Raw genomic sequence first — 26143 nt, forward strand, 5'->3', positions numbered from 1 at the left:
GGCCGCGGACTCACTCGTACTCGGGCGGCTCCTCGTCCCATCCGAACTCAGGGTCCGCATCCGGGAGCGCGGCTGCGGCCGGGCGTGGAGCCGCCGGCTGACGGGTGGCCTCCACCGGAGGCGCGGCCGGCTCCCCGTCGCCCGGCGCGGACGCCCCGGCCTCCCCGAACGACGCGAGCACCTCCAGCACCCCCTCGCCGTACGTCGCCAGCTTCTTCTCGCCGAGGCCGCTGATCGTGCCCAGCCCGGTGAGGGAGCCGGGGCGCACGGACGCGATCTCCCGCAGCGTCGCGTCGTGGAAGATGACGTACGCCGGGACGCCCTGCTCCTTCGCCTGGGCACCGCGCCAGGCGCGCAGCGCCTCGAAGACCGGTACGGCCTCCGGGGCCAGCTCGGCGACGGCCGCCGCCTTCGGGCTCCGTTCGCCCTTCGAGGAGCGCGACGCGGGCTTCGGCGCCTCCTTGCGCAGCCGCACCTCCCGCTCCCGGCCGAGCACCGAAGCGCTCTGTCCGGTGAGCACCAGCGTGCCGTACTCGCCCTCGACCTCCAGCAGGCCCTGGGCCAGCAACTGCCGCACCACACCCCGCCATTCCGCCTCGGACAGCTCCTCGCCGATCCCGAACACCGACAGCTGGTCGTGGTCGAACTGGATGACCTTCGCGGTCTTGCGGCCCAGCAGGATGTCGATGATCTGACCGGCGCCGAACTTCTGGCCGCGCTCCCGCTTCAGCCGGACCACGGTGGACAGCAGCTTCTGCGCGGCCACCGTGCCGTCCCAGGTCTCGGGCGGGGTGAGGCACGTGTCGCAGTTGCCGCAGGCCGCCTTCTGGGGCTCCTGGCCGAAGTAGGTCAGCAGCCGGGCGCGGCGGCAGTCGGCTGTCTCGCACAGGGCGAGCATCGCGTCGAGGTGGGCGCCCGCGCGGCGGCGGAACGCCTCGTCACCCTCGCCGCCCTGGATCAGCTTGCGCTGCTGCACGACGTCCTGGAGTCCGTAGGCCATCCAGGCCGTGGACGGCAGCCCGTCGCGGCCCGCGCGGCCGGTCTCCTGGTAGTAGCCCTCGACGGACTTCGGCAGGTCGAGGTGGGCGACGAACCGGACGTCCGGCTTGTCGATGCCCATGCCGAACGCGATCGTCGCCACGACGACCAGGCCGTCCTCGCGCAGGAACCGCGCCTGGTGGCGCGCCCGCGTCCCGGCGTCCAGACCCGCGTGGTACGGGACGGCCTCGATGCCGTTGCGACAGAGGAACTCGGCCGTCTTCTCCGTCGAGTTGCGCGACAGGCAGTAGACGATGCCGACGTCCCCCGCGTGCTCCTCCTTCAGGAAGGACAGCAGCTGCTTCTTCGGTTCGGCCTTCGGCACGATCCGGTACTGGATGTTGGGCCGGTCGAAACTGGCGACGAAGTGCTTCGCGTCGGGCATGCCGAGGCGCTGGGTGATCTCCTGGTGCGTGGCGTTCGTCGCCGTCGCCGTCAGGGCGATCCGCGGTACGTCGGGCCAGCGCTCGCCGAGCACGGACAGGGCCAGATAGTCCGGCCGGAAGTCGTGGCCCCACTGGGCGACGCAGTGCGCCTCGTCGATGGCGAAGACGGAGATCTTGCCCCGCGCCAGCAGACCGAGGGTGGAGTCCAGGCGCAGCCGCTCCGGTGCCAGATAGAGCACGTCGAGCTCACCGGCGAGAAATGCGGCCTCCATCACGCGGCGCTCGTCGAAGTCCTGCGTGGAGTTGATGAACCCGGCGCGCACGCCGAGCGCCCGCAGCGCGTCAACCTGGTCCTGCATGAGGGCGATCAGCGGAGAGATCACGATGCCCGTACCGGGTCTCACCAGGGCCGGGATCTGGTAGCAGAGGGACTTCCCGCCACCGGTCGGCATCAGGACGACGGCGTCACCGCCCGCCACCACATGGTCGACGACCGCCTCCTGCTCGCCGCGGAACGCCTCGTAGCCGAACACCCGATGCAGCGTCCGCAATGCGTCGCTCTCGGTCACACCCATGGTCACGCCCGTCCCGCTCATCGCTCTGTCCCCCGAGGTCCGCCCTGTTCCGTCCGGCACCGACCCTGCCACGATAAGCGCCGCCTACGACAACGCCGGACGGGCTTGACTTCTGGGGCCCGTCCGGCGTTCGCGTGGTCTCTGCGCGTTACCGCACGAACACTCCCGCCTGGCTCGCCAGGTCGAGGAAGTACTGCGGGGCCAGGCCCAGCACCAGCGTGACCGCGACGCCGACCGCGATCGTCGTCATCGTCAGCGGCGACGGGACGGCGACCGTCGGGCCGTCCGCCTTCGGCTCGCTGAAGAACATCAGCACGATGACCCTGATGTAGAAGAACGCGGCGATCGCGGACGAGATCACACCGACCACGACCAGACCGCCTGCCCCGCCCTCCGCCGCCGCCTTGAAGACCGCGAACTTTCCGGCGAAGCCCGAGGTCAGCGGGATACCGGCGAAGGCCAGCAGGTACACCGCGAAGACCGCGGCGACCAGCGGCGAGCGCCGGCCGAGCCCGGCCCACTTCGACAGGTGCGTGGCCTCGCCGCCCGCGTCGCGCACCAGGGTGACGACGGCGAACGCGCCGACGGTCACGAAGGAGTACGCGCCCAGGTAGAAGAGCACCGAGGAGATGCCGCTGGGGGTCGTCGCGATGACACCGGCGAGGATGAAGCCGGCGTGCGCGATGGACGAGTAGGCCAGCAGCCGCTTGATGTCGGTCTGGGTGATGGCGACGATCGCCCCGCCCAGCATCGTGACGATCGCGACGGCCCACATGACCGGCCGCCAGTCCCAGCTGAGGCCCGGCAGCACCACGTACAGCAGGCGCAGCAGCGCACCGAACGCGGCGACCTTCGTGGCCGCGGCCATGAAGCCGGTGACCGGGGTCGGGGCGCCCTGGTAGACGTCCGGGGTCCACATGTGGAACGGGACGGCACCGACCTTGAAGAGCAGCCCGGTGAGGATCATCGCGCCGCCGATAAGCAGCAGCACGTCGTTGCCCATGGTGTCGGCGAGCGCCGGGTCGATCTGGGTGACGGATCCGTCGACCACATCGGCGACGGCCGCGTACGAGACGGAGCCCGCGTAGCCGTACAGCAGGGCGATCCCGAAGAGCAGGAACGCCGACGAGAAGGCGCCGAGCAGGAAGTACTTCACCGCGGCCTCCTGCGACATCAGCCGCTTGCGGCGGGCGACGGCGCACAGCAGGTAGAGCGGGAGGGAGAAGACCTCCAGGGCCACGAAGAGCGTCAGCAGGTCGTTGGCCGCCGGGAAGACCAGCATGCCCGCCACCGAGAAGAGGAGCAGCGGGAAGACCTCGGTGGTGGTGAAGCCCGCCTTGACCGCGGCCTGCTCGCTCTCGCTGCCGGGTACGGACGCGGCCTGCGCGGCGAACGAGTCGACGCGGTTTCCGTGCGCCACGGGGTCGAGCCGGCGCTCGGCGAACGTGAAGACGGCGACCAGCGACGTCAGCAGGATGGTGCCCTGCAGGAACAGGGCGGGTCCGTCGACGGCGATGGCACCCATCGCGGCGATGTATGCCTTCGTCGTTCCGTATCCCCCGGCCGCGAGGCCGACGACCGCGGCGAACGCGGCGGCGAGGGCGACGACGGTCAGGAAGACCTGCGTGTAGTAGCGGGCCCGGCGCGGCACGAAGGCCTCGACGAGTACGCCGACGACGGCGACACCGATCACGATGAGGACCGGGGTCAGCTGGGCGTACTCGATGACCGGCGCGTTGAACTTCTCTTTCGGGGCGGCCGATGTCACCCCGCCCGCCATTGTCCACAGGCTGTGGACAGCTGTTGCGCTCACTTGGCGGCCTCCACCTCAGGCTGGGGGTCCTTCTTCTGGACGTCCGACATGGTGTGCTGCACCGCGGGGTTGACGATCTCCGTCAGCGGCTTCGGATAGACACCCAGGAAGATCAGCAGCGCGATCAGCGGGACGACCACCACCAGCTCCCGGGCCTTGAGGTCGGCCATGCCCTGGACCTCGGCCTTCACCGGGCCCGTCATCGTCCGCTGGTAGAGGACGAGGACGTAGAGCGCGGCGAGCACGATCCCGGTGGTGGCGACGATGCCGGCTGCCGGGTAGGCGCTGAACGTGCCGACCAGGACCAGGAATTCGCTGACGAACGGCGAGAGCCCCGGCAGCGACAGGGTCGCGAGCCCGCCGATCAGGAAGGTGCCGGCCAGGACCGGCGCCACCTTCTGCACCCCGCCGTAGTCGGCGATGAGCCGCGAACCGCGCCGGGTGATCAGGAAGCCGGCCACCAGCATCAGCGCGGCGGTCGAGATGCCGTGGTTGACCATGTAGAGCGTGGCGCCCGACTGTCCCTGGCTGGTCATCGCGAAGATGCCCAGGATGATGAAGCCGAAGTGGGAGATCGACGCGTAGGCGATCAGCCGCTTGATGTCGCGCTGGCCGACGGCGAGCAGCGCCCCGTACACGATGCTGATCAGCGCCAGGACCAGGATCACCGGCGTCGCCCACTTGCTGGCCTCCGGGAACAGCTGGAGGCAGAAGCGGAGCATCGCGAACGTGCCGACCTTGTCGACGACCGCGGTGATCAGGACGGCGACCGGGGAGGTCGCCTCCCCCATGGCGTTGGGCAGCCAGGTGTGCAACGGCCAGAGCGGGGCCTTCACCGCGAAGGCGAAGAAGAACCCGAGGAACAGCCAGCGTTCGGTGCTGGTCGCCATAGAGAGCGAGCCGTTGGCGCGGGCCTCGGCGATGTCGGAGAGCGAGAAGGTGCCCGCGACGACGTACAGGCCGATGACGGCGGCCAGCATGATGAGCCCGCCGACCAGGTTGTAGAGGAGGAACTTCACGGCTGCGTAAGAGCGTTGCGCCGCGGCGTTCTCGTCACTGCCGGTGTGGGCCCGGTCCCCGAAGCCGCCGATGAGGAAGTACATCGGGATGAGCATGGCTTCGAAGAGGATGTAGAAGAGGAAGACGTCGGTGGCCTCGAAGGAGAGGATCACCATCGCTTCGACCATCAGGATCAGGGCGAAGAAGCCCTGGGTGGGGCGCCAGCGCGAGGACTTCGTCTCCAGGGGGTCGGCGTCGTGCCAGCCGGCCAGGATGACGAACGGGATCAGCAGGGCGGTGAGCGCCATGAGCGCCACCCCGATGCCGTCCACACCGAGTTCGTACCGGACGCCGAAGTCCTTGATCCAGGCGTGCGATTCGGTGAGCTGGTAGCGGGCGCCGCCGGGCTCGAAACGGGCGAGCGCGACGCCCGCCAGGACGAGCGTGGCCAGCGAGAAGAGCAGCGCCAGCCATTTGGCGGCGGTGCGCCGGGCGGCCGGGACGGCTGCGGTGGCGATCGCGCCGATCGCCGGGAGCGCAGCCGTCGCTGTCAGGAGGGGAAAGGACATGTGATCAGACCGCCCTCATCAGCAGGGTCGCGGCGATGACGACCGCCGTACCGCCGAACATCGAGACCGCGTAGGAACGGGCATAGCCGTTCTGCAACTTGCGCAGCCGGCCGGAGAGCCCGCCCATCGACGCCGCCGTGCCGTTGACGACGCCGTCGACCAGGGTGTGGTCGACGTACACCAGGGAGCGGGTGAGGTGCTCGCCGCCGCGGACCAGGACCACGTGGTTGAAGTCGTCCTGCAGGAGGTCACGGCGGGCGGCCCGGGTGAGCAGCGAGCCACGCGGGGCGACGACCGGTACCGGCCGGCGTCCATACATCGTCCAGGCGATGGCGACGCCGATGACGAGCACCACCATGGTGGCGGCGGTGACGGTCGCGGCACCGACCGGCGATTCTCCGTGGCTGTGGCCGGTGACCGGCTCCAGCCAGTTCAGGAAGCGGTCGCCGATGGAGAAGAAGCCTCCGGCGAAGACCGAACCGAACGCCAGGACGATCATGGGGATCGTCATCGACTTCGGGGACTCGTGCGGATGCGGCTCATGGCCTTCCGCGTCGGGCTGCCACCGCTTCTCGCCGAAGAACGTCAGCAGCATCACGCGCGTCATGTAGAACGCGGTGATCGCGGCACCCAGCAAGGCGACGCCGCCGAGGATCCAGCCCTCGGTGCCGCCCTTGGCGAACGCCGCCTCGATGATCTTGTCCTTGGAGAAGAAGCCGGACAGGCCGGGGAACCCGATGATCGCCAGATAGCCGAGGCCGAAGGTGATGAAGGTGACCGGCATGTACCTGCGCAGGCCGCCGAACTTCCGCATGTCCACCTCGTCGTTCATGCCGTGCATGACCGAACCGGCGCCGAGGAAGAGCCCGGCCTTGAAGAAGCCGTGCGTCACCAGGTGCATGATCGCGAAGACATAGCCGATCGGGCCGAGCCCGGCGGCCAGGATCATGTAGCCGATCTGCGACATCGTCGACCCGGCGAGGGCCTTCTTGATGTCGTCCTTCGCGCAACCGACGATCGCACCGAAGAGCAGCGTGACCGCACCGACGACCACGACGACCAGCTGTGCGTCCGGCGCGGCGTTGAAGATCGCGCCGGAGCGGACGATCAGGTAGACGCCCGCGGTCACCATGGTGGCGGCGTGGATGAGGGCGGAGACCGGGGTCGGACCCTCCATCGCGTCACCGAGCCAGGACTGCAGCGGCACCTGGGCCGACTTGCCGCAGGCGGCGAGCAGCAGCATCAGGCCGATCGCCGTCAGCTTGCCCTCGCTCGTCCCCCCGGTCGACGCCAGGACGGGACCGAAGGCGAACGTGCCGAACGTGGTGAACATCAGCATGATCGCGATCGACAGGCCCATGTCGCCGACCCGGTTGACCAGGAACGCCTTCTTGGCGGCGGTGGCCGCACTGGGCTTGTGCTGCCAGAAGCCGATCAGCAGGTACGACGCCAGACCGACGCCCTCCCACCCGACGTACAGCAACAGGTAGTTGTCGGCGAGGACCAGCAGGAGCATCGCCGCGAGGAACAGGTTCAGATAGCCGAAGAACCGGCGCCGCCGCTCGTCGTGCTCCATGTAGCCGATCGAGTAGATGTGGATCAGGGTGCCCACACCGGTGATCAGCAGCACGAACGTCATCGACAACTGATCGAGCTGGAAGGCCACATCGGCCTGGAAGCCCTCGACCGGGATCCAGCTGAACAGGTACTGGTGCAGCGCCCGGTGCTCGGCGCCCTTCCCCAGCATGTCGACGAAGAGCACCGCGCCGACGACGAATGAAGCGGCGGCGAGCAGCGTGCCGATCCAGTGTCCGAAGCGGTCCAGCCGACGGCCTCCGCAGAGCAGGACGGCCGCTCCGAGCAGGGGCGCCGCGACAAGCAGCGCAATGAGGTTGTCCACGATTCAGCGTCCCCTTACAACTTCATCAGGCTGGCGTCGTCGACCGAGGCCGAGTGGCGGGAACGGAACAGCGACACGATGATCGCGAGCCCGACCACGACCTCGGCGGCGGCGACGACCATCGTGAAGAAGGCGATGATCTGGCCGTCGAGGTTGCCGTGCATCCGGGAGAAGGTGACGAACGCGAGGTTGCAGGCGTTGAGCATCAGCTCGACGCACATGAACACCACGATCGCGTTCCGCCTGATCAGCACCCCGGACGCGCCGATGGTGAACAACAGAGCGGCGAGATAGAGGTAGTTGACCGGATTCACTTGGCGACCCCCTCTTCTTCGTTGTCACGGCCGAGCCGCTCCTCGGAGCGCTGCTCCAGGGCCTTGAGCTGGGCGAGCGACTCGTTCGACACGTCGCGGATCTGGCCGCGCTTGCGCAGCGTCTGCATGACGGTGAGCTCGGACGGGGTGCCGTCCGGGAGCAGACCGGCGATGTCCACCGCGTTGTGCCGGGCGTAGACACCGGGTGCGGGCAGCGGCGGCAGGTGCTGGCCGCGTACGCGCTCCTCGGACATCTCCCGCTGGGTCTTGGCCCGTTCGGTGCGCTCGCGGTGGGTGAGCACCATCGCGCCGACCGTCGCCGTGATCAGCAGGGCGCCGGTGATCTCGAAGGCGAAGACGTACTTGGTGAAGATGAGGCTGGCGAGCCCCTCGACGTTCCCGCCGTGCGCGGCGTTGGCGGTGCCGAGTCCGTTGAAGCTGTTCAGGGATGCGTGGGCGATGCCCGCGATCAGCAGGACACCGAAGCCGAGTCCGCACCCCGCGGCCAGCCAGCGCTGCCCCTTGAGGGTCTCCTTCAGTGAGTCCGCCGCCGTGACACCGACGAGCATGACCACGAAGAGGAACAGCATCATGATCGCGCCCGTGTAGACGACGATCTGGACGACACCGAGGAAGTACGCACCGTTGGCGAGGTAGAAGACCGCCAGGACGATCATGGTCCCGGCCAGGCTCAGCGCACTGTGCACGGCCTTCTTCATCAGTACGGTGGACAGCGCGCCGAGCACGGCCACCGTGCCGAGCAGCCAGAACTGGACGGTCTCCCCGGTCGACATGAGGGAGGTCGCGGCGAGGCCGGTCATGCGTCCACCTCCTGGGCCGCACCGTTGTTCTCGTTGTCGCCGTCGGACGGCTTCTCGCCCTTGGAGACCGCGACCTGACGCTCCGTACCCGGCGCGGCCTCCGTCACCAGGCCCCGGTAGTAGTCCTGCTCGTCCGTCCCCGGGAAGATCGCGTGCGGGGTGTCGACCATGCCTTCCTCCAGGCCGGCGAGCAGCTCACTCTTGGTGTAGATGAGGCTCTCGCGGGTGGTGTTGGCGAGCTCGAACTCATTGGTCATCGTCAGCGCCCGGGTCGGGCAGGCCTCGATGCACAGTCCGCAGAGAATGCAGCGCGCGTAGTTGATCTGGTAGACGCGGCCGTAGCGCTCACCCGGGGAGTAGCGCTCCTCGTCGGTATTGTCCGCGCCCTCCACATAGATGGCATCGGCCGGACAGGCCCAGGCGCACAGCTCGCAGCCGACGCATTTCTCCAGACCGTCGGGGTGACGGTTGAGCTGATGCCGGCCGTGGAAGCGCGGCGCCGTCACCTTCTGCTGTTCCGGGTACTGCTCGGTCAGCCGCTTCTTGAACATGGCCTTGAAGGTCACGCCGAAGCCGGCCACAGGGTTCTGGAACTTCTCCCCCGAGGGTTCCGATGACTCAGGCACCGTCAGCCTCCTTTCCGTCACTCGGACTTGCGCCCATCTGACTGCCGTCACTCTGAGTATCCGACCCACCACTGACAACGAGCTCCCGCTCATGCCGCGGCCTGCGGCGCGGTACCGGCGGCAGGGTCTGTCCGGGCAGCGGTGGCACCGGGAATCCGCCCGCCATCGGGTCGAACGCGGGTCCTGGTTCCGGTGCCGGTTCCGCCCCGGCCCCCTTGCCCGAGCGGTCCCGGAAGATGTCGGCGACGAAGGAGATCAGCAGGATCGCGATCACGGCGCCCGCCACGGACAGCAACAGCGTGTTGAAGTCGTAGCCGTCGTTGCGCAGCGCCCGCACGGTCGCGACCAGCATCAGCCAGACCACGGAGACCGGGATCAGGATCTTCCAGCCGAGCTTCATCAGCTGGTCGTAGCGGACGCGGGGCAGGGTGCCACGCAGCCAGATGAAGAAGAACAGCAGCAGCTGGACCTTGACGACGAACCACAGCATCGGCCACCAGCCGTGGTTCGCCCCCTCCCAGAAGGTGCTGATCGGCCACGGGGCCCGCCAGCCGCCCAGGAACAGGGTCGTGGAGACCGCGGAGACGGTGACCATGTTGACGTACTCGGCGAGCATGAACATCGCGAACTTGATCGACGAGTACTCGGTGTTGAAGCCGCCGACCAGGTCGCCCTCGGACTCCGGCATGTCGAACGGGGCACGGTTGGTCTCGCCGACCATCGTGACGATGTAGATGATGAACGAGACCGGCAGCAGGATGATGAACCAGCGGTCGTGCTGCGCCTCCACGATCTTCGAGGTCGACATCGACCCGGAGTAGAGGAAGACGGAGGCGAACGCCGCGCCCATCGCGATCTCGTACGAGATCATCTGCGCGCACGAGCGCAGGCCGCCGAGGAGCGGGTACGTCGATCCGGAGGACCAGCCGGCCAGCACGATGCCGTAGATCCCGACCGAGGCGACCGCGAGGATGTAGAGCATCGCGATCGGCAGGTCGGTGAGCTGCATCGCCGTACGGTGGCCGAAGATCGAGACCTCGTTGCCGGACGGGCCGAACGGGATCACCGCGATCGCCATGAACGCCGGTACGGCGGCGACGATCGGCGCGAGGACATAGACGACCTTGTCCGCCCGCTTGACGATGACGTCTTCCTTCAGCATCAGCTTGATGCCGTCGGCGAGCGACTGGAGCATGCCCCAGGGGCCGTGCCGGTTGGGGCCGATGCGCAGCTGCATCCAGGCGACGACCTTGCGCTCCCACACGATGGAGAAGAGCACGGTCACCATCAGGAACGCGAAGCAGAACACCGCCTTGATGACGACGAGCCACCAGGGGTCGGTGCCGAACATCGACAGATCCTCGGCGGCGAGTACGGCACGGTCGGGTGCCGCGGCCAGTTGAGCGAGGGCAGTCACGCTCGCACCTCCGGTGTGACGTCGGGAGTACCCGGGGCGGCGGGACCGATCCGGACCAGGCCGCCGGGGTGGGCGCCGGTGTCGGCCGGGACACCCCGCCCGACGGAGTTCAGCGGCACCCAGACCACCCGGTCCGGCATGTCGGTGACCTGCAGCGGGAGTTCGACGCTGCCGGACGGTCCGGTGACGGCCAGCAGATCGCCGTCCTTCACCCCCGTCTCGGCGGCGGTGACGGCGGAGAGCCGGGCGACCGCGGCGTGCCGGGTGCCGGCCAGCGCGGCGTCGCCCTCCTGGAGCCTGCCCTGGTCGAGCAGGAGCCGGTGGCCCGCGAGGACCGCCTCGCCCTCGCCGGCCCGGGGCAGCGGCTGCGCCGACTCCTGCGGGTCGGAGGCGTGTGTGCCGGCCCAGCCGCCGAGCCGGTCCAGCTCACGGCGTACGGACTTCACATCCGGCAGCGCGAAGTGGACGTCCAGCGTGTCGGCCAGCATGTGCAGGACCCGGGCGTCCGTCGGGGCGGGCGTCCGCGTCAGCTGCTCGGGCTTGAGGGCTGCCTCGAACATCCGGGCCCTGCCTTCCCAGTTGAGGAAGGTGCCGGCCTTCTCGGCCACCGCGGCGACCGGGAACACCACGTCGGCCCGCTCGGTGACCTCGCTGGGCCTCAGCTCCAGCGAGACGAGGAAGCCGACCTGGTCCAGTGCCTCCAGGGCACGTGCCGGGTCCGGCAGGTCGACGGCCTCGACGCCGGCGACGAGCAGCGCGCCCAGTTCGCCGGTGGCCGCGGCCTCGAGGATCTGGCCGGTGTCGCGGCCGAACCGGCCGGGCAGTTCGGCGACGCCCCAGACGGCCGCCACCTCGTCCCTGGCCCGCGGGTCGGTGGCCGGACGGCCGCCGGGCAGCAGCGACGGAAGCGCGCCCGCCTCCACCGCACCGCGCTCGCCGGCCCGGCGCGGGATCCACACCAGCCGGGCCCCGGTCGCGGTCGCGGCCCGTACCGCGGCGGTCAGCCCGCCCGGCACCGCGGCCAGTCGCTCGCCGACCACGATCACGGCGCCCTCGCCGCGCAGCGCCTCGGCGGTCGCCGCCCCGTCGCCGTCGAGTCCGACGCTGCCCGCGATCGCGTCCAGCCACTCGGTCTCGGTGCCGGGTGCGGCGGGAAGCAGCGTGCCGCCCGCCTTCGTCAGTCCGCGGGTGGCGTGCGAGGCGACGGCGAAGGTGCGCTGGCCGTGCTTGCGGTTGGCCTTGCGCAGCCGCAGGAAGACGCCGGGGGCCTCCTCCTCGGACTCGAAGCCCACCAGCAGTACGGTCGACGCCTTCTCCAGCGTGGTGTACGTGAGGCCGCTGCCGTCCAGGTCACGTCCGCGTCCTGCGACGCGGGCCGCCAGGAAGTCGGCCTCCTCGCTGCTGTGCGCCCGGGCCCTGAAGTCGATGTCGTTCGTATCGAGGGCGATCCGGGCGAACTTGCTGTACGCGTACGCGTCCTCGACGGTCAGCCGGCCGCCCGTGAGGACACCGGTCCTGCCGCGTGCGGCGGCGAGCCCGGCGGCCGCGGCCGCCAGCGCCTCGGGCCAGCTCGCCGGTGCGAGGACGCCGTCCTCGTCGCGTACCAGCGGAGTGGTGAGCCGGTCCCGCTGCTGTGCGTAACGGAACCCGAAGCGGCCCTTGTCGCAGACCCACTCCTCGTTGACCTCGGGGTCGTTGGCGGCGAGCCGCCGCATGACCTTGCCGCGCCGGTGGTCGGTGCGGGTCGCGCAGCCGCCCGCGCAGTGCTCGCAGACCGACGGCGACGACACCAGGTCGAAGGGCCGGGAGCGGAAACGGTAGGCCGCCGAGGTCAGCGCGCCGACCGGGCAGATCTGGATGGTGTTGCCGGAGAAGTACGACTCGAACGGGTCGCCCTCACCCGTACCGACCTGCTGGAGCGCGCCGCGCTCGATCAGCTCGATCATCGGGTCGCCCGCCACCTGGTTGGAGAACCGGGTGCAGCGCGCGCAGAGCACACACCGCTCACGGTCCAGCAGCACCTGGGTGGAGATCGGGACGGGCTTCTCGTACGTCCGCTTCTTTCCGTCGAACCGGGAGTCCGGGTCGCCGTGCGACATCGCCTGGTTCTGCAGCGGGCACTCGCCGCCCTTGTCGCAGACCGGGCAGTCCAGCGGGTGGTTGATCAGCAGCAGCTCCATCACCCCGCGCTGCGCCTTGTCGGCGACCGGTGAGGTGAGCTGCGACTTGACGACCATGCCGTCGGTGCAGGTGATGGTGCAGGACGCCATCGGCTTGCGCTGGCCCTCGACCTCGACGATGCACTGCCGGCAGGCGCCGGCCGGGTCGAGGAGCGGGTGGTCGCAGAAGCGCGGGATCTCGATCCCGAGGAGTTCGGCGGCCCGGATGACCAGGGTGCCCTTGGGCACGCTGATCTCGATGCCGTCGATCGTCAGCGTGACAAGGTCCTCGGGCGGGAGCGCCGCCTCGCCGCCCCCGGAGGGCGCACTTGTGGTGACTGTCATGCGTTCACCCCCTGGTGAGCGTTCTTGTCGTCGGCCCAGGCGGTCGACTTGGCGGGATCGAAGGGGCAGCCCTTGCCGGTGATGTGCCGCTCGTACTCCTCGCGGAAGTACTTCAGCGAGGAGAAGATCGGCGAGGCGGCGCCGTCGCCGAGGGCGCAGAAGGACTTGCCGTTGATGTTGTCCGCGATGTCGTTCAGCTTGTCGAGGTCGGCCATCTGCCCCTTGCCGGCCTCGATGTCGCGGAGCAACTGGACGAGCCAGTAGGTGCCTTCGCGGCACGGCGTGCACTTCCCGCAGGACTCGTGGGCGTAGAACTCGGTCCAGCGGGTGACGGCCCGCACCACGCACGTCGTCTCGTCGAAGCACTGGAGCGCCTTGGTGCCGAGCATGGAGCCCGCGGCGCCGACGCCCTCGTAGTCGAGGGGCACGTCGAGGTGCTCGTCGGTGAACATCGGGGTGGAGGAGCCGCCCGGGGTCCAGAACTTCAGCCGGTGACCGGGGCGCATGCCTCCGCTCATGTCGAGCAGCTGGCGCAGCGTGATGCCGAGCGGCGCCTCGTACTGGCCGGGGCTGGCGACATGCCCGCTGAGCGAGTACAGCGTGAAGCCCGGGGACTTCTCGCTGCCCATCGACTTGAACCAGTCCTTGCCCTTGCTCAGGATCGCGGGAACCGACGCGATGGACTCGACGTTGTTCACCACGGTGGGGCAGGCGTACAGACCGGCGACCGCGGGGAAGGGGGGCCGCAGCCGGGGCTGGCCGCGTCGCCCTTCGAGCGAGTCGAGCAGCGCGGTCTCCTCACCACAGATGTACGCGCCCGCGCCCGCGTGCACGGTGAGTTCCAGGTCGAGCCCGGAGCCCAGGACGCTCGTCCCGAGGTAGCCCGCCTCGTATGCCTCGCGCACGGCCTCGTGCAACCGCCGAAGTACGGGGACGACTTCACCGCGCAGATAGATGAAGGCGTGCGAGGACCGGATCGCGTAGCAGGCGATCACGATGCCCTCGATGAGGCTGTGCGGGTTGGCGAAGAGGAGCGGGATGTCCTTGCAGGTCCCGGGCTCCGACTCGTCGGCGTTGACCACCAGGTAGTGCGGCTTGCCGTCTCCCTGCGGGATGAACTGCCACTTCATACCGGTGGGGAAGCCGGCGCCGCCGCGGCCGCGCAGTCCGGAGTCCTTGACGTACGCGATGAGGTCGTCCGGCGTCATGGCGAGGGCCTTGCGCAGCCCCTCGTAGCCGCCGTGCCGCCGGTAGGTGTCCAGGGTCCAGGACTCGGGCTCGTCCCAGAAGGCGGAGAGCACGGGCGAGAGCAGCTTCTCGGGGCCCGCCCCGCCGCCGTTGCCGCCCCCGTCGTTGATTTCGGCTGCCAATGTCATCACTCCCCCTCCTCAGCTGCCGGACCGGCCGGGTGGTCCGGGTCGGATGCAGAGGTCTGCTGCGGTGCGTCGTGGGAGCTGAGGTGCTCGGCGCCCGGCTGCGGACGGTCCTGCGGAGCTTCCGCGCGGGCTGACTCGCCACGCGGAGCGACGACCTTCGGGTGCAGCCCCTCGCCCTTCGCGAGCCGGAGACCGACGAGCGAGGCGGGTCCGGCGCCGCCGGTGGCCTCGACGGCACCGGGGCGCTGGTCGGGGAAGCCGGCCAGGATCCGGGCGGTCTCCTTGTACGAGCAGAGCGGGGCGCCGCGGGTGGGTTCGACGGTGCGCCCGGCGATCAGGTCGTCGACGAGCTGTGTCGCGCTCTCCGGCGTCTGGTTGTCGAAGAACTCCCAGTTGACCATCACGACGGGTGCGAAGTCGCAGGCCGCGTTGCACTCGATGTGTTCGAGGGTGACCTTGCCGTCCTCGGTCGTCTCGTTGTTGCCGACGCCGAGGTGCTGCTTGAGCCGGTCGAAGATGGCGTCGCCGCCCATCACCGCGCACAGCGTGTTGGTGCAGACGCCGACCTGGTAGTCGCCGCTCGGCCTGCGCCGGTACATCGAGTAGAAGGTGGCGACCGCGGTGACCTCGGCGGTGGTGAGGCCGAGCAGCTCGGCGCAGAGCGCCATGCCCGTACGGGAGACGTACCCCTCCTCGGACTGCACCAGGTGCAGCAGCGGCAGCAGCGCGGAGCGGCTGTCGGGGTAGCGGGCGATCACCTCCTTCGCGTCCGCTTCGAGCCTGGCGCGCACCTCGGCCGGGTAGGCGGGAGCGGGGAGCTGCGGCATCCCCAGACTGACTTCCTGACGTACTTCGGTCACCGGTCGACGCCTCCCATCACGGGGTCGATGGACGCGACGGCGACGATGACGTCGGCGACCTGGCCGCCCTCGCACATCGCCGCCATGGCCTGAAGATTGGTGAAGGACGGGTCGCGGAAGTGGACCCGGTAGGGGCGGGTTCCGCCGTCCGAGACGACATGCACGCCGAGCTCGCCCTTGGGCGACTCGACGGCGGTGTACGTCTGGCCGGCCGGGACCCGGAAGCCCTCGGTCACCAGCTTGAAGTGGTGGATCAGGGCCTCCATGGAGGTGCCCATGATCTTCTTGATGTGATCGAGCGAGTTGCCGAGCCCGTCGGGCCCGAGCGCGAGCTGCGCGGGCCAGGCGATCTTCTTGTCGGCGACCATCACCGGTCCCGGGGCGAGCCGGTCGATGCACTGCTCGATGATCCGCAGCGACTGGCGCATCTCCTCGAGACGGATGAGGAAGCGGCCGTAGGCGTCGCAGCTGTCGGCGGTGGGGACGTCGAACTCGTAGTTCTCGTAGCCGCAGTAGGGGTCTGTCTTGCGCAGGTCGTGCGGGAGTCCGGCGGAGCGCAGGATCGGACCGGTGGCGCCCAGCGCCATGCAGCCGGTCAGGTCGAGGTAGCCGACGTCCTGCATGCGGGCCTTGAAGATGGGGTTGCCGGTGGCGAGCTTGTCGTACTCCGGCAGGTTGTTCTTCATGGTCTTCACGAACTCGCGCAGCTGGTCGACCGCGCCCGGCGGCAGGTCCTGGGCGAGTCCGCCGGGACGGACGAACGCGTGGTTCATCCGGAGCCCGGTGATGAGCTCGAAGAGATCGAGAACCAGTTCACGATCGCGGAACCCGTAGATCATGATCGTGGTGGCGCCGAGCTCCATACCGCCGGTGGCGATGCACACCAGGTGCGAGGAGATCCGGTTGAGCTCCATCAGCAGGACGCGCAGGACGCTCGCCCGGTCGGGGATCTGGTCCTCGATGCCGAGCAGCTTCTCGACGCCGAGGCAGTACGCCGTCTCGTTGAAGAACGGCGTCAGGTAATCCATGCGCGTGACGAACGTGGTGCCCTGGGTCCAGTTCCGGAATTCGAGGTTCTTCTCGATGCCGGTGTGGAGGTAGCCGATGCCGCAGCGGGCCTCGGTGACGGTCTCGCCGTCGATCTCCAGGATCAGCCGCAGCACGCCGTGCGTGGACGGGTGCTGGGGGCCCATGTTGACGATGATGCGCTCGTCGTCGGACTTGACCGCCGACTCGACGACCTCGTCCCAGTCGCCGCCGGTGACTGTATATACGGTCCCCTCCGTCGTGGACCTGGCATTCGAAAGGTGCGTCCCGGAGGGATCCGACGAGGGGTGGGCGTGTGGAGTAGTCATCAGGAGTACGACCTCCGCTGGTCCGGAGCCGGGATCTGGGCGCCCTTGTACTCGACGGCGATGCCACCGAGTGGGTAGTCCTTGCGCTGCGGGAAGCCCTGCCAGTCGTCCGGCATCATGATCCGGGTGAGGGCCGGGTGCCCGTCGAAGACGAGCCCGAAGAAGTCGTAGGTCTCACGCTCGTGCCAGTCGTTGGTCGGATAGACCGTGACGAGCGACGGGACGTGCGGGTCGCTGTCCGGGGCCGAGACCTCCAGCCGGATCAGCCGGCCGTGAGTGATCGACCGCAGGTGGTAGACGGCGTGCAGCTCCCGGCCCTTGTCGCCGAGGAAGTGGACACCGCTCACCCCCGTACAGAGCTCGAAACGCAGGGCCGGGTCGTCACGCAGGGTCCGGGCCACGGTGAGCAGGTGCTCGCGAGCGATGTGGAAGGTGAGCTCGCCGCGGTCGACGACGGTCTTCTCGATGGCGTTCTCGGGAAGCAGGTCCTGTTCCTCCAGGGCCCCTTCGAGTTCGTCGGCCACCTCGTCGAACCAGCCGCCGTACGGACGGGACGTGGCGCCCGGCAGCGTCACGGTGCGGACGAGGCCGCCGTAGCCGGAGGTGTCACCGCCGTTGTTGGCGCCGAACATGCCCTTCCGTACGCCGATGACCTCGCCGGTCTCGTCGCGCGGCGCGGGTACGCCGTTGTTGTTCTGCTCGTCGCTCACCGCAGCAGCCCCTTCATCTCGATCAGGGGAAGCGCCTTGAGTGCCGCGTCCTCCGCCTCGCGGGCGGCCTCCTCCGCATTGACCCCGAGCTTGGAGCTCTGGATCTTCTGGTGGAGCTTGAGGATGGCGTCCATCAGCATCTCGGGACGCGGCGGGCAACCCGGCAAATAGATATCGACCGGGACAATGTGATCAACACCCTGCACAATGGCATAATTGTTGAACATTCCACCTGATGATGCGCAAACCCCCATGGAGATGACCCACTTGGGATTCGGCATCTGGTCATAGACCTGCCTCAGGACGGGCGCCATCTTCTGGCTGACCCGCCCTGCCACGATCATCAGATCCGCCTGCCGCGGCGATCCGCGGAAGACCTCCATCCCGAAACGGGCCAGGTCGTAGCGCCCGGCTCCGGTCGTCATCATCTCGATGGCGCAGCAGGCGAGGCCGAAGGTGGCAGGGAATACGGAGGACTTCCGCACCCAGCCGGCGGCCTGCTCGACAGTGGTCAACACGAAGCCGCTGGGCAGCTTCTCTTCGAGTCCCATGGTGTGCCCCTCAGCCCCTCAGTCCCATTCCAGGCCGCCGCGACGCCATACATACGCATAGGCGACGAAGACGGTGAGCACGAAGAGCAGCATCTCGACGAGCCCGAAGATCCCCAGGGCGTCGAAGGTGACCGCCCAGGGATAGAGGAAGACGATCTCGATGTCGAAGACGATGAAGAGCATCGCCGTCAGGTAGTACTTGATGGGGAAGCGGCCGCCTCCGGCTGGAGTGGGGGTGGGTTCAATACCGCACTCGTACGCTTCGAGCTTTGCTCGGTTGTATCGCTTCGGGCCGATTAGCGTGGCCATGACCACGGAGAAGATCGCAAACCCTGCCCCGAGGGCGCCGAGCACGAGGATGGGCGCGTAGGCATTCACGCTCCTCGCTCCTTCCAGTCGTCCTTGACCGTTGGACCGCATCGGGCGACCGGCTCGCCACCTCACCAAGATCGTGCACATGTGAGGCAGTTCACAAGCCCGACTGCCCCGCATCCTATGCCTGCCGTCCTGTGATCTGCGACACGGGGTGCTACACCGGCTTTGTGATCTCCACCACCCGGCGAAGGATCATGAAGCCGGATGAGAGGTGATCTTCGTACGCAAAGCGGCCGGGTGATCACGAGACGTGACATCTGATGTTGTTACCGCTGGTCAAAGCGATGTTCCTCTAACAATCAGACGCCTCGACATGCAAATTGGCAATGGACGACGGGGAGTGATAAGAGGATCCGTCCCGGTCTGGACTCACCCGCGCGAGGGGTTCACGGGGAGCGAAGTGGACGCGTGCACACATTCGCGATCTTCCGGTCGAAAGGCCACCCGCCCGGCGCCGTCGCGGCGCCGGGTGTTGTCGGCCGCTCGTATGCCCACCACGTAACAGTCATGCTGTGACCTGCGTCACTCCACTCGACCTTCAACAAAAGCGGGCTTGGCCATTGGTGTGAACGGATGGTAAGTGGCGGGCAATTCGGGCGAATTCCCGAAAGACCGTGATCACAGCGGTGATCACCCCTGCCTGTTTTGCCCGTTACGGCGTCAATAAGGGCCGCCAGAAAGCGGATTCATAGATTCCGTACGTAACTGTGTCGCAACACACGTTTCTTGAAGGGACCCCTGAGGCCCTGATAGCGCTAGTACTCATGTCCCACACCGCTCACATACCCAGCCACCGGAAGCCCCGCCGAAACGCCTCGAAGACGGCGCTGCGAGCCGGAGTTGCCGGTGGCGTCCTCAGCACCATCGCGGTCGCCGCGGCCGCCGGTCCGGCCCAGGCCGAGCCGGTGACCCAGACCATCGAGATGCCCACCCTCACCACCGGGCTCTCCACCGCCGTCGCCGCATCCGCCGAAGCCACGCAGCAGGTCGCCCTGGACCTGGAGACGCAGGCCCACGAGGACGCCGCCGCCAGCACCGCCGCAAAGGCCGCCAAGAAGGCCAAGGCCGAGGCCGTACGCAAGGCGGAGGCCAAGAAGAAGGCGGAGGCCGCCGCCAAGGCCAAGGCGGAGGCCGCCCTGCGCGCCTCCCGCTCCGAGGCCCGCACGACGCTCAGCGCCACCGCCGGCTCCGCCTCCGTCGCCTCCTCGTCGAGCGCCACCGGCTCCGCCGCGTCCGTCATCTCGTTCGTCAAGGCGCAGGTCGGCGACGCGTACGTGTCCGGCGGCACCGGCCCCAACTCCTGGGACTGCTCCGGCCTGGTCCAGGCCGCGTTCCGCTCGGTGGGCGTCGACCTGCCGCGCGTCTCGCAGGCCCAGTCGACCGCCGGCACCCAGGTCTCCCTGAGCAACCTTCAGCCGGGCGACATCCTGTACTGGGGCGGCGCGGGCTCCGCGTACCACGTCGGTGTCTATGTGGGCGGTGGCCAGTTCGTCGGCGCGCAGAACCCGAGCACCGGTGTGGTGCTCCGCTCCCTGGACTACGACCCGCCGTCGGGCGCGGTCCGCGTTCTCTGAGTTCCTCGAGTTCTCCGGGTTCGCCGAGTTCTCGGATTCACAAGCGCATGTGATCCGGCTGAGGGCCGTCACTCCCCGCTCGGGAGTGACGGCCCTCAGCCGTACGGTCCGCCCCGGCCGCCCCCGCGCTCACCCCAGGTCGAAGGTGTTCGGAAGCCCCAGCCCGAAGCGCACCTCGTCGATGCGCTTGAGGGGCTCCAGCTCGGGCGGCCGGTAGTGACCCCAGGTCGTGCAGCGCTCCGTGGTCGAGCCGTCGGCGTCGAGCAGAGCATTGACGGCGTGCCGGGCCGCCTCGTTGGCCCCCTCCATGGACGCCAGGTTCATTCCGGTACGGATGTAGTCGCCGGCCAGGAAGAAGTTGGGCACTGCCGTCCTGGCCGACGGCCGGTTGTAGAGCGAGCCGGTCGGGTGGATGAGCAGTTGCTCGCGGTTGGCCGGCTCGGGCCCGCCCATACCGGTGACCGCGGGGTCCAGGAACCAGCCCAGCCGGTCCTCGTCCTTCAGTCCCGGGTCGCCCGCGATCCCGACCGCGTCGGTGAGTTGGGCCCAGACCTCGGCCACGAACTCCTCACGGGTGCACTGCTTGGCTGTCTTCCCGTAGAGGATGCCCGGCTTGTCCCACTCGGAGGCGATCGCCGAGACGCAGTCGACGGCGCGTCCGTCCCCGTATTCGGCGGAGAAGTCGTGCGCGTCCCAGAACTGCGCCTGCCCGACCGCGGTGACGGACCAGGGCGAGTCCAGACAGTTGACGTGTCCGTTGACCATGGGGCTCGGGGTGCGCATGTAGAACTGCACCCCCACCATCCAGTCGGTACGCAGCGCGTCGCAGCGCCCGAGCTGGGGATCGGCGGCGCGCAGAGCCGCCCCCCACGTCGGTCGCGCGTGCTCGACGGGCAGCGCGCTGATGTAGTGATCGGCGGTGACAACCCGGTTGCCGGCGCCGTCGGCCGAGCTCACCCGCACGCCGGTGACCTGCCCACCGCTGTAGAGCACGTCGTGCACCCGCGTGGAGAGGACGAATTCCACGCCGAGTGAGCGCAGACGGGCCACCCAGGGGTCGAGCCATGCCTCGTTGGTCGGGCCGTTGAGCACCCGGTCGACATCGCCGTCGTGCCCGAGGCCCAGCAGCCCGAAGACCAGGAAATTCTCCATGTAGACGCCGGCGACGGTGCGGGTGGAGGACTCCTCCGCCTTGGTGGCGGTGAGGTTGCGGCTCTGCCCGATGCCGAAGAAGCGGCGGTACTCCTCGCTGAAGTCCTCCGCGCGGATGAAGTCCCACCAGGGGACCTTCTCCCACTGCTGGTCGCGGCGCAGCTCGCAGCTGGTGAGGAAGACGAGCAGCCGGTTGACGAAGTAGCCGAGCTCATGGGCGGGCATGTTGGTGGCCAGCTGGAGGGCGGCGAGCAGCTGGTCACGGATCCAGCCGGGAGTGATGTCCTGCGGCCGCGGCGGGGTGGTGACCCGGCGCAGCGGGAAGTGCAGGTCGGCGCGGCCGTCGGAGCGGGCGAAGAGGGTCTCGGTGCCGGCACGCAGATTGTCGTGGACGCCCTGCGCGTTGCCGGCGAACGGGATGCGGCGCAGCGTGTCGGGGAGGTTGCGGTAGAAGCCGGGGACGAACCGGAATCCGTGTTCACCGGGGAGCGGCTTGCGCCCGCCCTCGCCGGTGCCGGGCACATCCATGGAGCGTGCCTTGCCGCCGAGGACGTCGTAGTACTCGTAGACGGTCACGGCGTAACCGCGCTCGACGAGCTCGTGGGCGGCGCTCAGACCCGACACCCCGCCGCCCAGCACCGCCACGCGCTTGCCCTCGGCGTCCTCTGCGTCCCCTGCGGCCTCCGCACGGCCCGCCGGCCACAGCGCGGCGGTGCCGAGTGCCCCGCCGGTGCCCGCCAGGAACCGTCTGCGGGTATGTCCCTGAGTCATGAAGAAGCCTCCGCTTCGGATACGTCTGCCATGACTGCGTGAGGGTAGGGACGGGCCTTGCACACGGGAAGCCGGTGCGCGGGAAGGGCCACAGCATCCTCACCCACCGTTCGCACCGCGCCCGTGACGGCCGGTCTCGGTGGCTTCAACTCCCTTGCCCCGCACGTGAATACGCCCACCGGGCGAGGCGGGACGTAGCCCGCTGCCCGGCCGGTCCGGCATGCAGCGGGCGGTCATCCACCTGAAGCGCGAGGGGTTGTCCAAGGCGGATGCGCACCCGGCCGCGCCTCCCGGACAGCGGTGCGCCGTCGCCGACGAGGTCGCCGCGGCCCACGCCCTGGAGGACGTGGGCCGTCATCCCGGCTCAGGAGCTCGGGGCCACCTTCGCCAGGCCGTTGATGATGCGGTCCATCGCGTCGCCGCCCGTCGGGTCGGTGAGGTTGGCCAGCATCTTCAGCGTGAACTTCATCAGCACCGGGTGCGTCAGACCACGCTGCGTGGCGATCTTCATGACCTTCGGGTTGCCGATCAGCTTCACGAAGGCCCGGCCCATCGTGTAGTAGCCGCCGTAGGTCTCCTTGAGGATCTTCGGATAGCTGTGCAGTGCAAGTTCGCGCTGGGCCGGGGTCGCGCGGGCGTGCGCCTGGACGATGACGTCCGCGGCGATCTGGCCCGACTCCATGGCGTATGCGATGCCTTCGCCGTTGAACGGGTTGACCATGCCGCCCGCGTCGCCGACGAGCAGCAGACCCTTGGTGTAGTGCGGCTGGCGGTTGAAGGCCATCGGGAGCGCGGCGCCGCGGATCGGGCCCGTCATGTTCTCCTCGGTGTAGCCCCAGTCGGCGGGCATCGAGGCGCACCACGCCTTGAGGACCTCACGCCAGTCCAGCTCCTTGAACGCGGACGACGAGTTGAGGATGCCGAGACCGACGTTGGACGTGCCGTCGCCCATGCCGAAGATCCAGCCGTAGCCGGGCAGCAGCCGGTCCTGGGGGCCGCGCCGGTCCCACAGTTCCAGCCAGGACTCCAGGTAGTCGTCGTCGTGCCGTGGCGAGGTGAAGTACGTACGCACCGCCACACCCATCGGGCGGTCCTCGCGGCGGTGCAGGCCCATGGCGAGCGACAGCCGGGTGGAGTTGCCGTCGGCGGCGACGACGAGCGGAGCGTGGAAGGTGACCGGGGTCTTCTCCTCGCCGAGCTTCGCGTTCACCCCGGTGATGTGACCGGTGCGCGCGTCGACGATCGGGGCGCCGACGTTGCAGCGCTCGTACAGCCGCGCGCCCGCCTTCTGTGCCTGGCGGGCCAACTGCTCGTCGAAGTCGTCGCGCTTGCGGACCAGACCATAGTCCGGGTACGAGGCGAGGTCCGGCCAGTCCAGCTGGAGGCGGACGCCGCCGCCGATGATGCGCAGACCCTTGTTGCGCAGCCAGCCGGCCTCTTCGGAGATGTCGATACCCATGGAGACGAGCTGCTTGGTGGCTCGCGGGGTGAGGCCGTCGCCGCACACCTTCTCGCGCGGGAAGGCGGTCTTCTCCAGCAGGAGGACGTCGAGTCCGGCCTTGGCGAGGTAGTACGCGGTCGTGGAGCCGGCTGGGCCTGCCCCGACGACGATCACATCCGCGCTGTGTTCGGAGAGGGGCTCGGTCACGGTCGGATCTCCCGAAGACTCGAAATCGCGTGCCGCGCGGCACATGTCCCGTGCAGTCTATGGGGGCCCGCTGACCAACCTTCCGAAGGGCTCCCCGATGGCGGCCGCGGCCCCCGCCGCCCCCGTCCGTGCAGCTGCGTGTCCCGGCGGACGAGGCCGCCCTCTCCTGGCACCGGGCGTTCGACGACCCCGAGGTCGTGGAGTTCTCCGGCGGTGCGTCGGCGGAGCTCTCGCTGTACGAGGAGTGGGCCGCGCCTCCCCGGGCTCGCGACCTTCACGACCGAGCGTTCGGGACAGGTGGTGCAGTGCTTCCGGCCGGCGCCGGAAGCGTGACGAGCCGGATCAGTCGAGGTCGTTGAGCATCCAGGTGGACAGGGCGGTGTCGAAGATCTGCCGGGCGTCCGGCCAGTAGCGGTCGCGCTCGGTGGTGTAGATCGCGTACTCGGTGCCGTCGTCGGCGATGTAGCTCTGGTCGATCGCGTGGATCGTCTCGCCGCTCTGCTTGTCCTCGTACGTGTACTCCCAGATCGCGCCCTGGAGTCCCTGGAAGGTGTTGGCACCGAGCTGCAGCCGCCGGTAGTTCTTCTGGTTGGCGTCGGCGGTCCGCTCCAGGTTCCGGAAGTTCTCGTACGAGGTGTACGGGGCATTGCGGATGACGCCGACCTTCAGCTCGGCCCGGCCGGTGGAACCGGCGTACGTGATCTGATGGTTCTTCTCGCTCTCCCGGTCCCACCGGACCGGAACGGCGAAGGAGAAGCCGGCGCTGTCGGAGACCATGCGGTAGCCGTCGGGGACGGTGGGCGCGGCGGGGGGCGTGGTCGCGGACGCTGTGGGGGACGTGGTCGGGGACGGCGTCGGGCCGGCTTCGGGGGGCGCGCTGTCACTGCTCCCGGACGCCGCGGGCCTGTCGTCCTCGGCGGCCGCAGCGGGCGGCCGCCGGTCGTCGCTCCTGTCGTTCTTGAGGAACAGGACTCCGGCGGTGGCCCCGGCGCCCAGCACGACGGCCGCGACAAGGGTCACGCTCCAGACGACGACGGAGCGCCTGCGGGCGGCGGTGGCGGCCGTTGCGGTGGCTGCCACCGCGGGGCCGAGGTGCACGGTCCGCGGATCGTACGGGGCGTACGGCGCGGGCTGGGGGGTGGCCGTGGGGACGGTCGTGGGCGGTGTCTGCGGCGGCGGGTTCCAGGCGGGAGGCTGAGGCTGTGTTCCGGGGACCCACTCCGGCGCCGGCGCCGGAGTGCCGGCCGGACGCCCCACCAGCCGCAGCAGATGCGGCGCCACCAGCACCGCTCCCCCCACCCACAGCAGCCCGAAGAGCAGCGCGTCCGGCACGCTCGGGGCGATCTCCGCCATGCCCTGACCGCCCACACCGGCGACATCGCCCGAGAGCTCCGCGGACACCCCGCTCAACCCGGTGAGCAGCAGATACAGCACGAGGAACAGTCCACCGGTGATGGCCTGTTCGCGCCGCTCCACCGACCGGCGGGCGGCCGACACACCGGCGTACAGCGCGCAGACGAGGCCGGTCAGCACCGCACCGGTCACCGCCCACCCGTTCACCGCGTCGCCCAACTCGGGGAGTCCGAAGCCGCCGTGCTCCATCCCGGCGCCGAACCAGCCGAACTCGCCGCGCACGTCGTACTCGACCGGGGCGCCCCAGCTCACCCCGAGCACCGCCAGACCGATGTTGGGCAGCACCGGCAGTGCGAGCAGCATGGCCGTGCCGTCCACCCCGTCGGCGTTGGCGTACGCGACGAACCCGATCAGCGCGCAGAGCGCGATCACCGCTCCGAGCGCCCGGACCGCCGTGCCCGTCGCACGGACCACGGCATGCGCGGCAGGGCGCTGCGCCAGCCACTGGGCCGCCACGTCCTGCTGCAGAACGCCGCCGGTGACGAGCAGCGAGAGGACGAGCGCGCCGAGCGCCGCGAGCAGCGGGGAGGACGAGACCGAGACCCCGGCGATGTCCGGCTGGGCGAACAGTCCGAGGACCAGGATCGCGCCGGTGACCAGGGCACTGATCCGCACCGCCGCCTCCATGCCGCCGCCCTGCTTGCGGGCCGCCCGGGAGGCGAGCAGCAGCGCACCGACCCAGAGCACGGTGACGGTGAGCGGTACGAGGGAGAGCGTTGCGCCGGCCTGTCCGGCGGTCCCGTAGCCGGCGCCGAACGCGTCGGAACCCCCGGATCCGTCGGAACCGGAGCCGTACGGCGAGCCCGGCCCCGCCGCCCGGACCTCGAAGCCGCCGCCGAACGCCTGGAGCAGCATGGCGAGTGCGATCCGCAGCCGGTCGCTCCAGCCGACGACGACCTCGTCGCCCTGACCGTACGAGGGGACGGCCAGCGCCACCGCGAGCGCCAGGATCAGCCCGGTCGGCCAGGCGGCCGCCTTCAGCGACCCCGCCCAGTCGCCGCGCATCGCCCGGCCGAGGAACTCGCCTGCGGGCGACTGCCGGACGGGTGCGTGACCGGGCGGCGCCGGTTCGGGTGCGTGGCCGGGCTGCCGGGGCGGTGGGGCCATGGGCGGCAGCGCGGGAGGAACAGGGGTCCCTGCTCCCGTCGCGGTCGGCTGTTCCCGCCCGCATCTCATGCAGAAGCGCGCCCCTTCGGGCGCGGCGGTTCCGCAGTGCGGGCAGTAGGACGGCGGCATGGGAGGACTCCGGCGCGGCGACGGGGACACAGAGAACCGGTGACACACGGGAGCGGAGAAAACGCGTGCCGTATCAACGGACACATCTTCCCGCCCACCGGTTCCCGCATTCACCGAACCCGGCAACTTCCGTCCGCGCAGGGGCTCGTCCCGGTTCATC

The 26143-nt window shown here is 69.4% G+C and carries 19 protein-coding genes and 1 pseudogene; 1 reads left to right on the top strand and 19 read right to left on the bottom strand.

What is annotated here, in order from left to right; all coding sequences use genetic code 11:
- Positions 1-10: 10 nt before the first annotated feature.
- The 15 genes from recQ to ACFYP5_RS04445 form a co-directional block, all read right to left on the bottom strand.
- Entirely contained in the window at positions 11-2020 is a 2010-nt protein-coding gene (recQ, locus tag ACFYP5_RS04375) for a DNA helicase RecQ (protein ID WP_389030276.1), read from the bottom strand.
- Positions 2021-2147: 127 nt separating this feature from the next.
- Positions 2148-3812, bottom strand: coding sequence for an NADH-quinone oxidoreductase subunit NuoN (gene nuoN, locus ACFYP5_RS04380; RefSeq protein WP_389030278.1), 1665 nt, complete (start codon positions 3810-3812; stop codon positions 2148-2150).
- Positions 3809-5380: an NADH-quinone oxidoreductase subunit M gene (locus ACFYP5_RS04385; RefSeq protein WP_389030280.1), complete on the bottom strand. Its 1572-nt coding sequence runs from the start codon at positions 5378-5380 to the stop codon at positions 3809-3811. Before ACFYP5_RS04385 ends, nuoN begins: the two co-directional genes overlap by 4 nt.
- 4 nt (positions 5381-5384) lie before the next feature.
- Entirely contained in the window at positions 5385-7280 is a 1896-nt protein-coding gene (gene nuoL / locus ACFYP5_RS04390; RefSeq protein ID WP_389030283.1) for an NADH-quinone oxidoreductase subunit L, read from the bottom strand.
- Between the two features lie 14 nt (positions 7281-7294).
- The gene (nuoK, locus tag ACFYP5_RS04395) at positions 7295-7594 is read right to left on the bottom strand and encodes an NADH-quinone oxidoreductase subunit NuoK (protein ID WP_024493678.1); all 300 of its coding nucleotides are present in this window, start codon (positions 7592-7594) and stop codon (positions 7295-7297) included.
- Positions 7591-8415 carry an NADH-quinone oxidoreductase subunit J gene (locus ACFYP5_RS04400; RefSeq protein WP_389030286.1) on the bottom strand — a complete coding sequence of 275 codons (825 nt, stop codon included), beginning with the start codon at positions 8413-8415 and terminating at the stop codon, positions 7591-7593. Before ACFYP5_RS04400 ends, nuoK begins: the two co-directional genes overlap by 4 nt.
- Positions 8412-9041: an NADH-quinone oxidoreductase subunit NuoI gene (gene nuoI / locus ACFYP5_RS04405; RefSeq protein ID WP_389030289.1), complete on the bottom strand. Its 630-nt coding sequence runs from the start codon at positions 9039-9041 to the stop codon at positions 8412-8414. Before nuoI ends, ACFYP5_RS04400 begins: the two co-directional genes overlap by 4 nt.
- Positions 9034-10458 carry an NADH-quinone oxidoreductase subunit NuoH gene (gene nuoH / locus ACFYP5_RS04410; RefSeq protein WP_389030291.1) on the bottom strand — a complete coding sequence of 475 codons (1425 nt, stop codon included), beginning with the start codon at positions 10456-10458 and terminating at the stop codon, positions 9034-9036. The genes nuoI and nuoH overlap by 8 nt, the downstream gene beginning before the upstream one ends.
- Positions 10455-12962, bottom strand: coding sequence for an NADH-quinone oxidoreductase subunit G (locus ACFYP5_RS04415; RefSeq protein WP_389030294.1), 2508 nt, complete (start codon positions 12960-12962; stop codon positions 10455-10457). The genes nuoH and ACFYP5_RS04415 overlap by 4 nt, the downstream gene beginning before the upstream one ends.
- Complete coding sequence (gene nuoF / locus ACFYP5_RS04420; RefSeq protein ID WP_389030297.1) at positions 12959-14341, bottom strand: NADH-quinone oxidoreductase subunit NuoF; 1383 nt, start codon at positions 14339-14341, stop codon at positions 12959-12961. Before nuoF ends, ACFYP5_RS04415 begins: the two co-directional genes overlap by 4 nt.
- Positions 14338-15165, bottom strand: a complete 828-nt coding sequence (gene nuoE / locus ACFYP5_RS04425; protein WP_389030769.1) for an NADH-quinone oxidoreductase subunit NuoE — start codon at positions 15163-15165, stop codon at positions 14338-14340. The genes nuoF and nuoE overlap by 4 nt, the downstream gene beginning before the upstream one ends.
- A 29-nt stretch (positions 15166-15194) precedes the next feature.
- Positions 15195-16553 carry an NADH-quinone oxidoreductase subunit D gene (locus ACFYP5_RS04430; RefSeq protein WP_389030300.1) on the bottom strand — a complete coding sequence of 453 codons (1359 nt, stop codon included), beginning with the start codon at positions 16551-16553 and terminating at the stop codon, positions 15195-15197.
- Positions 16553-17263, bottom strand: coding sequence for an NADH-quinone oxidoreductase subunit C (locus tag ACFYP5_RS04435; protein ID WP_389030303.1), 711 nt, complete (start codon positions 17261-17263; stop codon positions 16553-16555). Before ACFYP5_RS04435 ends, ACFYP5_RS04430 begins: the two co-directional genes overlap by 1 nt.
- On the bottom strand, positions 17260-17814 hold the full coding sequence (locus ACFYP5_RS04440; RefSeq protein ID WP_030975705.1) for an NADH-quinone oxidoreductase subunit B family protein: 555 nt from the start codon (positions 17812-17814) through the stop codon (positions 17260-17262). Before ACFYP5_RS04440 ends, ACFYP5_RS04435 begins: the two co-directional genes overlap by 4 nt.
- 18 nt (positions 17815-17832) lie before the next feature.
- Complete coding sequence (locus tag ACFYP5_RS04445; RefSeq protein WP_003992243.1) at positions 17833-18192, bottom strand: NADH-quinone oxidoreductase subunit A; 360 nt, start codon at positions 18190-18192, stop codon at positions 17833-17835.
- A 761-nt stretch (positions 18193-18953) separates the two neighbouring features.
- Between ACFYP5_RS04445 and ACFYP5_RS04450 the strand changes: the two genes are divergently transcribed.
- Positions 18954-19763, top strand: coding sequence for a C40 family peptidase (locus ACFYP5_RS04450; RefSeq protein WP_389030306.1), 810 nt, complete (start codon positions 18954-18956; stop codon positions 19761-19763).
- 129 nt (positions 19764-19892) lie between these two features.
- Here ACFYP5_RS04450 and ACFYP5_RS04455 read toward each other — a convergent pair whose 3' ends face one another.
- The 4 genes and pseudogenes from ACFYP5_RS04455 to ACFYP5_RS04470 all read right to left on the bottom strand — a co-directional run.
- The gene (locus ACFYP5_RS04455; protein WP_389030308.1) at positions 19893-21686 is read right to left on the bottom strand and encodes an FAD-dependent oxidoreductase; all 1794 of its coding nucleotides are present in this window, start codon (positions 21684-21686) and stop codon (positions 19893-19895) included.
- Positions 21687-22050: 364 nt separating this feature from the next.
- Positions 22051-23334 carry a geranylgeranyl reductase family protein gene (locus ACFYP5_RS04460; RefSeq protein WP_389030312.1) on the bottom strand — a complete coding sequence of 428 codons (1284 nt, stop codon included), beginning with the start codon at positions 23332-23334 and terminating at the stop codon, positions 22051-22053.
- Positions 23335-23676: 342 nt separating this feature from the next.
- Positions 23677-25854 (bottom strand): hypothetical protein, encoded by a 2178-nt coding sequence (locus ACFYP5_RS04465; protein WP_389030802.1) that lies wholly within the window; start codon positions 25852-25854, stop codon positions 23677-23679.
- A gap of 57 nt (positions 25855-25911) precedes the next feature.
- A pseudogene (locus tag ACFYP5_RS04470) lies at positions 25912-26142 on the bottom strand (zinc ribbon domain-containing protein); the annotation flags it as partial.
- Position 26143 lies beyond the last annotated feature (1 nt).

The sequence above is a fragment of the Streptomyces sp. NPDC005262 genome (genome assembly GCF_042872425.1).
GTDB lineage: Bacteria > Actinomycetota > Actinomycetes > Streptomycetales > Streptomycetaceae > Streptomyces.

Excerpts from the sequence above, each read along its gene's own strand:
- recQ (WP_389030276.1), bottom strand. The coding sequence starts at position 2,020 with ATGAGCGGGACGGGCGTGACCATGGGTGTGACCGAGAGCGACGCATTG.
- ACFYP5_RS04385 (WP_389030280.1), bottom strand. The coding sequence starts at position 5,380 with ATGTCCTTTCCCCTCCTGACAGCGACGGCTGCGCTCCCGGCGATCGGC.
- ACFYP5_RS04400 (WP_389030286.1), bottom strand. The coding sequence starts at position 8,415 with ATGACCGGCCTCGCCGCGACCTCCCTCATGTCGACCGGGGAGACCGTC.
- ACFYP5_RS04415 (WP_389030294.1), bottom strand. The coding sequence starts at position 12,962 with ATGACAGTCACCACAAGTGCGCCCTCCGGGGGCGGCGAGGCGGCGCTC.
- nuoE (WP_389030769.1), bottom strand. The coding sequence starts at position 15,165 with ATGCCGCAGCTCCCCGCTCCCGCCTACCCGGCCGAGGTGCGCGCCAGG.
- ACFYP5_RS04430 (WP_389030300.1), bottom strand. The coding sequence starts at position 16,553 with ATGACTACTCCACACGCCCACCCCTCGTCGGATCCCTCCGGGACGCAC.
- ACFYP5_RS04440 (WP_030975705.1), bottom strand. The coding sequence starts at position 17,814 with ATGGGACTCGAAGAGAAGCTGCCCAGCGGCTTCGTGTTGACCACTGTC.
- ACFYP5_RS04450 (WP_389030306.1), top strand. The coding sequence starts at position 18,954 with ATGTCCCACACCGCTCACATACCCAGCCACCGGAAGCCCCGCCGAAAC.
- ACFYP5_RS04455 (WP_389030308.1), bottom strand. The coding sequence starts at position 21,686 with ATGACTCAGGGACATACCCGCAGACGGTTCCTGGCGGGCACCGGCGGG.
- ACFYP5_RS04465 (WP_389030802.1), bottom strand. The coding sequence starts at position 25,854 with ATGGCCCCACCGCCCCGGCAGCCCGGCCACGCACCCGAACCGGCGCCG.